The organism is uncultured Paenibacillus sp., from assembly GCF_963515335.1.
Taxonomy (GTDB): Bacteria; Bacillota; Bacilli; order Paenibacillales; family Paenibacillaceae; genus Paenibacillus_I.
Genome location: NZ_CAUPYC010000020.1, coordinates 47950 through 57622, shown reverse-complemented (window position 1 = coordinate 57622; position 9673 = coordinate 47950). Strand labels below are relative to the sequence as shown.

Annotated in this window: 2 protein-coding genes; one reads left to right on the top strand and one right to left on the bottom strand. The window is 55.0% G+C overall.

Annotated features, from left to right (window positions below):
- Positions 1-1027, top strand: a 1027-nt coding sequence (locus tag RWM61_RS08975) for a type I restriction-modification system subunit M (protein ID WP_313999714.1), incomplete at its 5' end; no start/stop codon positions are given.
- A gap of 148 nt (positions 1028-1175) precedes the next feature.
- Here RWM61_RS08975 and RWM61_RS08970 read toward each other — a convergent pair.
- Entirely contained in the window at positions 1176-9650 is an 8475-nt protein-coding gene (locus tag RWM61_RS08970; RefSeq protein ID WP_313999711.1) for an RHS repeat-associated core domain-containing protein, read from the bottom strand.
- Positions 9651-9673 lie beyond the last annotated feature (23 nt).

The following is a 9673-nucleotide window of genomic DNA, read 5'->3' as shown; positions in this document are numbered from 1 at the left end:
GCTCGGGATGTGTATAAGAGACAGTTTTTATACCCCCCAGCAGATTTCGACCAACCTTTCTCGAATCGTTATACTTGATAGCCAAAAACCAAGTGAAGGGAAAAAAAAGTATATTAATAACCTGCTGGACTTTGCTTGCGGCTCTGGTTCTCTTCTAATTAACGTTAAAAAGCAACTTGAGCCAAACAGCATTGGGCAGATATATGGACAAGAAAAGAATATCACGACTTACAATCTTGCGCGTATGAACATGCTCCTTCATGGATTCAAAGACTCTGAATTTCAAATATTTCACGGAGATTCATTATTGAATGATTGGGACATTTTCAATGAAATGAACCCAGCCAAGAAATTGGAGTGTGACGCAGTTGTAGCAAATCCACCTTTCAGTTACCGTTGGGAGCCGAACGATACACTTGCTGAAGATTTTCGTTTTAAAAACTATGGATTGGCACCGAAATCAGCAGCAGATTTTGCTTTTCTACTTCATGGTTTCCACTTTTTAAGCGATAGTGGCACAATGGCAATCATTCTGCCACATGGTGTTTTATTCCGTGGTGGTGCAGAAGAAAAAATAAGGACTAAATTGCTTAAGGACAATAATATCGACACGATAATAGGATTACCCGCAAACCTCTTTTTCTCTACTGGTATTCCGGTCTGTATTCTTGTGCTAAAAAAGTGCAAGAAATTTGATGATGTGCTGTTTATTAACGCAAGTGAGTACTACGAAAAGGGGAAACGTCAAAATATCTTATTGCCAGAGCATATTGACAGAATAGTTGACACATATCAATATCGAAAAGAAGATGACAAAAAATATTCTCGCCGTGTCTCCATGGAAGAAATTGAAAAGAACGGCTACAACCTGAATATATCAAGGTATGTAAGCACAGCTCCGGAAGAAGAAATTATTAATCTTGCGAAAGTAAAAGAGGACTTAGACTGCATTGAAAAAGATATAAATGAAGCCAAGGAAAAACACAATCGGTTTTTAAGAGAGCTTGGGTTGCCGGAGTTGAAGTAAGCTAGATTTCGCTATTAGGTGTTTGTCGGTCCAATAAATCATCCAAAGGTGATCTACAATAATAATTTAGAGATGCCACCTTCACTTTGAAGAAACACTTTCATTTCTGCGTCTTAATACTTTTCAAGAAATTTATTAAGTCTTCTAACTATATTGGCTGAATGCGAAAGACCACCTTCAACGAATGCGAAGGTGGCTTCTCATGCCAATTTATTGCTGACTCCCTGTTTTTTAATCCACCTCGTAAAAAACAGAATACCGGGTCGTTATTCGCATACGTATAGCGGTTTAGCGAAAGCGGATCATTGATTTTCCCCTCGTACGTATCCTCGGAAATAAACCGCCCGATATACGGATCATAATACCGCGCGCGGAGGTAGTACAGGCCCACTTCGGCGTCGTAGAATTCCCCGGCGTAGCGGATGGAGCCGGCGTACATTTCGACCGTCAAGGTCGGGTTGCCGAAAATGTCGTAGTCGTACCGGTTCTCGACTGCGCCGCTCTCGCTCACGGTCTGCACGGCGTCGCCATGTCCGTTGAACAGGTAGTAGGACAGCTTGTCCGAAGCGTCGATCCGGGCGATGTAGTTGATGCCGCGCACGTAGCGAACTGCTGCGTTGCCCGAGGCGTCCGTCTCCTGGATGACATACCGGCGGTCATAGAGATAATTCGTGACCTTTGCTGCGTATCCTGCTTTCGAGCTGCGGACGACTTTGCGGGTGCGCAGGCCGTCGCCGTCGTAGGTGTACTCGGCGATATTGCGCTCGCCGGCTTGGGTTCGCTCGGCTTTCTTCAACCGGTTGAAGCCGTCGAACGTGTTGCTCACTTTCTCGAGCAAGGTGCTGATCTCTCCCGTGATCCCGTCGCCGACCGGGTTCGCGCCGCTCACCTGTCTCCTGTCGCGGCTGTGCGGGCGAAGGTAGCCGGTCTGCCGGCGCACTTCGTTGCCGTTGCCGTCGTAGAGATAGGCGTCCGTCTTCTCCAGCACTTCCTTGCCGGCGGCGTCCTCCATCCGCTCGATAAGCTGGAGCAGCTCCCCGGCCGCGGAGTAGACATACTCGCTTTTCTTGACGAGGTACGTCACTTCCGCTTTGCTGTTCGGGTCGGCATACCCGCTCGGCTGCTCGGACGTGTACGTCTCCTGGAGCGAGATCCGGTTGCCGTTCTTGTCGTACGCGTAGACGGCCGTCTTGCCGGGCGCCTCCACTTTCTGAATGCGGCCGGCCGCATCGTAGGCGTAGTTCGTCGTCCCGTAGCTGTCGGTTTTGGACATTTGCCTGCCGGCCGCGTCATAAACGTACGAGAACTCGGACAAAATGCTGCCGCCGGGCTTAAGATTCTTGAGCGTCAGCAGCCGATTGGCCCGATCGTACGTATACGTTTCCTGGACGCCGCCTTCATACGTAATCGACTTTCGGTTGCCGTTCACGTCGTACGTATAAACCGTCGTCTTGCCGGCGGCGGTGACGGTTGCCATCCGGCTCGATTTGTCGTAGGCATAGGCCGTGGTGAAGCCGGTCTTGTCCGTGACCGACTGGACGTTGCCGATGGCGTCGTAGGTGTAGGCAAGCTGCACGGCGCCGTCTTTGGCGATTTCGGCCAGACGGCTGTTCTTGTCGTACGCATAACGGGTCGTGCCGCTTTCGTCGGTCATGGAAGCGCGGTTGCCCTTCCCGTCGTACGTATAGGCGATCCGGTCGCCGGTCTCGACGACCGTCTTCTCGAGCAGCAGGTTCCGGCTGTCGTACGCATAGCGGGTATTGCGGCCGTTGCGGTCGGTCATCCCGGACAGGTTCAAAGCCAGGTCGTAGCGGTAGGACACCGGCTTGTTCGCCGCGTTCACGACTTCGAGCAGCAGGCCGAATTCCCCGTAACGGTAACGGGTCGCTTTGCCTTTGCCGTCCGTCATGTCCACTTTGTTGCCCGCCAGGTCGTAGCGGTACGAAACGGCGACGCCGAGCGGGTCGGCAACCTGCATAAGCCGGCCGGCCTTGTCGTATCGGTACGTATAGGCCTGGCCCAGCGCATTCGTCTCCTGTACCTTCTCGCCGGCCGGGTTGTACCGGTACGTCTTCTCCGATCCCTCCTGGTCGACCTCCATCACGAGCCGGTTCGCCAAGTCGTACGTGTACTGCGCGCCATACCGCTCCGTGTCGGCGCTTCCCGAGAGGTACCCTTTGGCGTCGATCTTCTTGACGATATTCCCGTTCGCGTCGTACAGATTGCGGGTAATGACGACGTTGTACGGGTCTTTGACGGTGACGAGCCGGTTCAGCTTGTCGTAGGCATACGTCATGCTGTTGTTGCTCGCGTTGGTCTCGCTCGTCTTGTTGCCGGCCAAGTCGTACCGGTACTTGAACGTACGGCCTTCGGGATCGGTCACGGCCGCGACCCGGTTCGCCTCGTCGTACGCATACAGGGTGACCATGCCGCGCTCGTCGCGCTCCGCCGTTTTGTTGCCGGCCTCGTCGTACGCATACTGCACGAACAGATCGACGCCGTTCACCGTGCGGAACACCTTCGAAGGACGGTTCAACGCATCGTACGTGTAAGTGACGGCAAATCCTCGCGGATCGGTTTCTTTCGTCCGGTTGCCGAGCACATCGTAGGCGTAGCCGGTCGCGATGCGGATTTTGCCCGGGTACGCTTCGTCGCGCAGAGCGGCGGCGGCGGACAGGCTGTCCCCGTCCAGCACGCCTTCGTCGACGAGACGGACCCGTTCCACCATCCGGTCCTGATTGTCGTACGCGAAGGTCTCGATATCGGAGGCGGACGCGTTGCGCAGTTTCTCCGTCCTGATCAGGTTGCCGTTCTTGTCATAGTCCTTTTTGATGAAAGCGCCGCTGTTGTCGGACTCGGTCTTGACCCGGTTGCTGTCATCGTACGTATACGTGGTTTCCCGCAGGAAGGACGCATCGTTCGAGCCGGACAGGCTTTTCCTGAGCAAATTCCCGTTCACGTCGTACGCATACGTTTCCACCGCATACACGACGCTGCCGCTGCCGTCCCGGTCCAGGGGCATTCTCTTCTCGATGAGCCTGTTGTTGCCGTCATACTGAAACAGGGTCGCGCTGCCCCGTTTGTCCTTGGACGAGAGGAGATTGCCGGCCAGATCGTATTTGGCTTCGGTCGTATAGCCGTAAGCGTCCTTGACCGTCTTCTCCTTGCCGAACGCGTTGTAGGCGTAAAAGGTCGCCGCGCCGAGCGGGTTCGTCTCGGACGTCTTCCGGCCCAGCCTGTCGTAGGTGTACGTTAGCGTTCCGCCATCCGCATTCGTCACCTGAGCCAACGTGCCGTCGCCGTTGTAAACATAACGGGTCGCATTCCCGCGGGCATCGGTCATCTTCGTCAGATTGCCAAGCACGTCATATTCGTAGGTCGTGCTATAACCAAGCGCGTCCGTCTTCTTCGTCATCCGGCCCAAGCCGTCGTAGACAAACGCCGTTCCGGCCGACGAAGCCATATTTCCGTCGTACCTCAGTCCGTCCACGACTTTGGCGGCGCGTCCGAGGGAGTCGTACCGGATGTACTCCACGCCTTGGCCGTCGGGCGAGACGGTGGAGGTACGGCGGTCCATCGCATCGTACGCATAGCCTGTTCCGATCATCGCCAGCTCGGATGAGGCATTGTCCAGCGAAGGATCGTACCGGTTCGGAGATATTTGCTTGATGAGATTGCCGACGGCGTCATACACGTATCTCGTCGTGGCGGCGGAACCGTCCGAGGCCGGCGCCTTCTTGCGGACCAGCCGGTCCAATTCGTCGTATTCGTATCGAACGGAGACGCCTTTGGCGTCGATTTCTTCCGTCAAGTTCCCTTTCCGGTCGTACCGGTAAACGAACGCCGCCTGCAGAGGATCGATTTTCCTGATAAGCCGGTTGTCAAGGTCATACGCAAACACGGTCGCATAACCGTTGGCGTCCGTTTGTCCGGTCACATTCCCGTTTTTGTCATAGCGGAACGTCGCCGTGGACAGCACCCTGTCGGCGTATTCATCGTCAAATCTCGCTTCGGCCAGTTCCCCTTCGCTTACGTCACCCGTCCTGACGAGAAGCGACTCGGCGATTTTGCGCGACCTGGAATCATAGGTGAAGCGGGTTGCCTCGTCGTACCCGTCGGAAATTTTTTTCCTGACCTTGACGACGTTGCCGGCAGGATCGTACTCCTGGGCCGTCTCCCGTCCGTTCGGCCCGGACACGCGGACAAGCCTTCCCGCTTTGTCGTAGACATTGTCCGTTCGGTCGCCGGCCGGCGTTCTCGTTTCCGAGAGTCCGGTTGTTGCCGGCTTGCGGAGCTTGAACGTTTCGCTGCTCAGGAGGCGGTTCGCTTCGTCATACCGAAGCTCCGTCAGCTTGTACGCCGCATAGGCGTCGTCCGCTTCGATAAACTCCTGTTTCCGGATCGGGTTGCCGGAAGCATCGTATTCGTAAAAATGGGTTTGGCCTGCCTGGTCGATTCGCCGGATCAGCTCGCCTTTCGGGGAGTAGGCCATCTTTTCTACAGTACCGTCCGGATACTCGATCCGATAAGGCTTGTCGAAGACGGTCTGGAACGTCCGGGTCACCCTTCCTTTCCGATCTTTCTTCACGATCGTCGCTTTCCCCGTCAGATCGTAATCGTACGATTCCTTGCCGCCGTCCGCGAACGTCTTCTCTTGCGGCAATCCGTTCAAGTAATAGGCATACCGCATCTTCCGGCCCAGCGCATCGGTGTCGGAAAGCACGTTGCCATTGCCGTCGTATTCGTAGCGGGCCGTCGCATAGGCGGTGCCATTCAGCGCGTTGTCCGCCATCGTCTGCGCGGAGACGAACGCGATTTTCCGGTCGTTCGCGTCGTACTCGTAGACGTTGCCGTAGGACTTTTCCGGCTCGGACGGATTATAGCCTTCGCCGCCGGCTTCCAGGACGACATTGCCCCGCCCGTCATATCTCTTGTAACCAACCACTTCCCTCGACCGGCCATCGAAAGCGGTCGTGAGCACAAGGCGATTGAGCGCGTCGTACTCGTACTCGATTCCGGGCGCCTCGCCTGCGGACAGCGCCTGATAACGGGGATCGATCTCCTTGATCCGGTTCCCGTTCGCGTCATATACGTACCGGGTCATGTTGCCGAGCGGATCGATCCTGGCGGTCGTTCTTCCGAGACCGTCCGGCACGAGGGATACCGTCGCATCGACTCCTTGCACCGTTAACGTCTCGGTCAGCAGTCGGCCGGCTTTATCGTACGTATAGCGTGTCCGCTTCCCTGCGGGATCGCCGCCGTAGGGCTCGGTTTTCGATGCGACCTGGTTCCGGTAATCGTAAGCGAATTGCGTCGTGTCATACCCGGAGGCGCTTGCGACCTGCTGCTTCACGACGTTGCCGGCGTAATCCCGTTCATATACGGTTTGGTAGTTGCCGTATTCGACAATAGCGCCGTCGGCCTGGATCTCGCGGTAGCTTCCTTTCTCCTCCGTCACTTTCCCGGCAAAATCATAGCTGTATTCGAACAGGCGATATTTGTTTCCGTCCTCGTCTGCATATTCCGCCGTGCGCGTTCGGTTGCCGTTCTTGTCGTACTCATGCCGGATATGACCGGTTCTGGTTGCGTCCATTTTCCGGTATTCGTCGGTCATCCGGTTCAATGCATCGTAAGCATAGCCGATGTCGGACGCGGGCGAATCCGCCCCCGCCGCAACGGCGCCTTGCCTCATACGGACGACATTGCCGGCGGCATCGTACGTGTAACGGATGTACGTGTAATCCGCCGAGCCTTCGAAATACACCTTCCTCTCGGTTACCCGTCCGAGCCCATCGTAAACCAACCCGGTCGTTTTGTTTCCCGGTTCCTTCTGCGTTACCGCCTGATCCAAGGCGTTGTATTCGTATGCCGTCTCGTTGCCCAGAGCGTCTCGCTTGGCGATTTGCCTGCCCAGGTTATCGTACACGTATTCGGTCGTGACATTTCTCGGGTCCGTTTCGCTTATGACGTTGCCCGTGTAATCGTAAGCGTAGTCGGTCGCGTCATAACGAACGCGATCCGGCGTCGTCTCTTTCTTCACAATCCGGTTCAACATGTCGTAATAAAACTTGCTCGGATACCCTTCCTCGTCCGTAATCGTCACCAACAGCGGAGTCGCGGAATTGTAGCCGATTTGGTATCCGACGGTGACGGAGCCTTTCAGCACCGAGCCGTTCTGATAGAACGACTTCTTGACCAGCCGGTCGTCGCTGTCGTATTCGTAGCGGATGCTGTGCCCGTTGGCGTCGGTTTCCTTGACTTTGTTGCCCATAAAATCGTATTCGTAAGATTGCAGCAATGCCCATTTTCCCTGATCGAAGACGCTGGCTTTCGCCAAATAACCCATGATGTCATATTCGTACCGGTACGGCACTTGCAACGGGTCCGTTTGACGGATGGCGAGATTGGCGAACGGATTCTCCTCGTAGACGTAGGTTTCGGCCACGCCTAGCGGCTTGGCGGTCTTGACGAGCCGGTTCAGGACGTCATACTCGTAAATCGTCTTGTTCCCGTTCGGATCGATCTCGGCCGTCCGGTTGCCGGTCTGCATGTCGTACCCGTACTTCCTAGCGATCACGGTGCCGTTCAGCGTGCTGAATTCCTTCGTCAAGTAAGCTCCTTTGACGTCGGAGCCGTTCGCATCGGTTCCGTACTCGTATTCGGTCACGAAAGACCGGCCGCCGGATTCGGCGCTTTTCCGGGTCAGGTTGCCGTACGAGTCGTACCCGTAGTCGGTGACGACCGAACGGTCGGCATTTTCCGTGTTAATCTTCGTCTCTTTCGTGACGTTGCCGGCGTTATCGACGGTATAGAGAATCTGGTTCGTCGTGTCCTTGTCCTGCTTCCACGTCTTGGAGGTCAGCACATGGAATTTGTCGTAGGCGTACGTGTAGACGACGGTGTACTCATTGCTGAGCGGAATCCCTTTGTCGTCCCTCGGCGCTTCGGGTCCGGTGTAGTTGGTCAGGTTCCCGAATTCGTCGTAACGGTAATTTTCGATTCGCTTGACCGGACTCCCCGCGGCTTGTCCGTTCACCGTCCGGTAAAGCCGGCTTTCCTGCTTTTTGACCAGCTTCATCTCGTCCCGCTCGGTGTACAGAAGTTCCTTATGCTCTTTCCCCGACTTCTCCGTCTCGATCAACTGATGAAGCCCGTCGTACGTATATTTCGTTTTGCTTCCCCGATAGTCGGAAATCTCCGTAAAATACCGGTAGGTGTTCCGCAAATAGTCGTCTTCGTATCCCTTATACCCGTCATAACCGAAGCCGTCCGCCTCATTGGTGTATTGATACGTCGTCTTGTCCTTTACGTCTGCGGAGAAACGGTCTTCGAACTTCGTCCTGGCCGGATCGTAACCCTTCTTGACCAATTCTCTTTTTTCGAAAATTTTCCGGTACTGCATGCTGCCCTGGCTTAATCTCTGGGTGTAGGAATTGTAAAGGTACCTTGTCATTCGGTTCGTCTTGACGTAATCGATCTGGATCAGATTCTCGTACCGGTTATAAGCGGAATATCGGGTTCCGTTCGTGAACGTGAACCCCAGATCCGGCTGCTCGTACCAGAAATGGTATTTCGGCAAGCCGTCGGCATCGTAAACCCGCTGCAGCCTCGTCCGGATGACGTTCTTGGACGGGCTGACGAGAACCGCCGTTTTGTCGTAGACGATGCTTTTGCCGTTCGGCAGGCGGATCACGACCTGGAATTTCCCCTGCAGATCGCCGGAATCGATATTGTTCGGATTTTGGGAGGCTTTGTATCTCTCTTCCGCGCTGTATGCAGGATTCGTGATCGGCCCGACCTTGAACTGATCGTCCTGTTTGTATTCGATGGTCGTGACTCTGCCGATAGTGTCCGTGATGCTGGCGATCAGCTTCTTCTGAATCGCGACACCGTCGATGGTGTACGTAAGCGTGGAGTAGCGAAATACGATGGAATTCCCGTAGCGGTCCACGATGCCCAGAATTCTTCCGTCGCCTGTGAAGTAGGTTTTCTTGCCGTTTTTCCCTGCCATCACGAACCTGGAGACGCCGTCGCTTTGTCCATTGCCGAACTCGGACGTTTCACGGACGACGACATCCTTGATCGTCTGCCCTTCGGGCAAAAAGACCGGTTTCCCGTCCATCGTGGCCGGTTTCAACCGATAGACGTCTCCGCTTTCGGTATGAAGGAACCGATAGCTGGTGCCGTCCTCGTTGGTACGGACTTCGATGCTCGGGAACGAGAACCGCGTCCCGATCCCCAGGTTGTAACGGTCTTCGTAGAAGGATGAAGTCTTGGCGTCGGATTGGACGTAATCGACCCACGCGCCGTTCACGTATTGCACGTTCATCTCCTGAACGTTGGAGATGCCGCTTTTGTAGATCCGCTTGATTTCCAGATCCAGTCCGTTGCGTCCCGGCAGGACGTAATCGGTCTGGATCAACGTAAGCTCGCCGCTTTGAGGGCTGATCGATTCCTCGTTCGTGTTCGTTCGCAAATAAACCGGCGACAGCATCGTATTGTACTGCTTCTGCGGCCCGATCAAGTTTTTCATTTGTTCTTCAAGCGTTTCCGCGTAAGCCAGTTGGCCGGGAACGACAAGCAGAAAAAAAGCAAATACCAAAAGAGAAACCCAACGTTTCACGATTACACCCCCGGCTTGTCCGA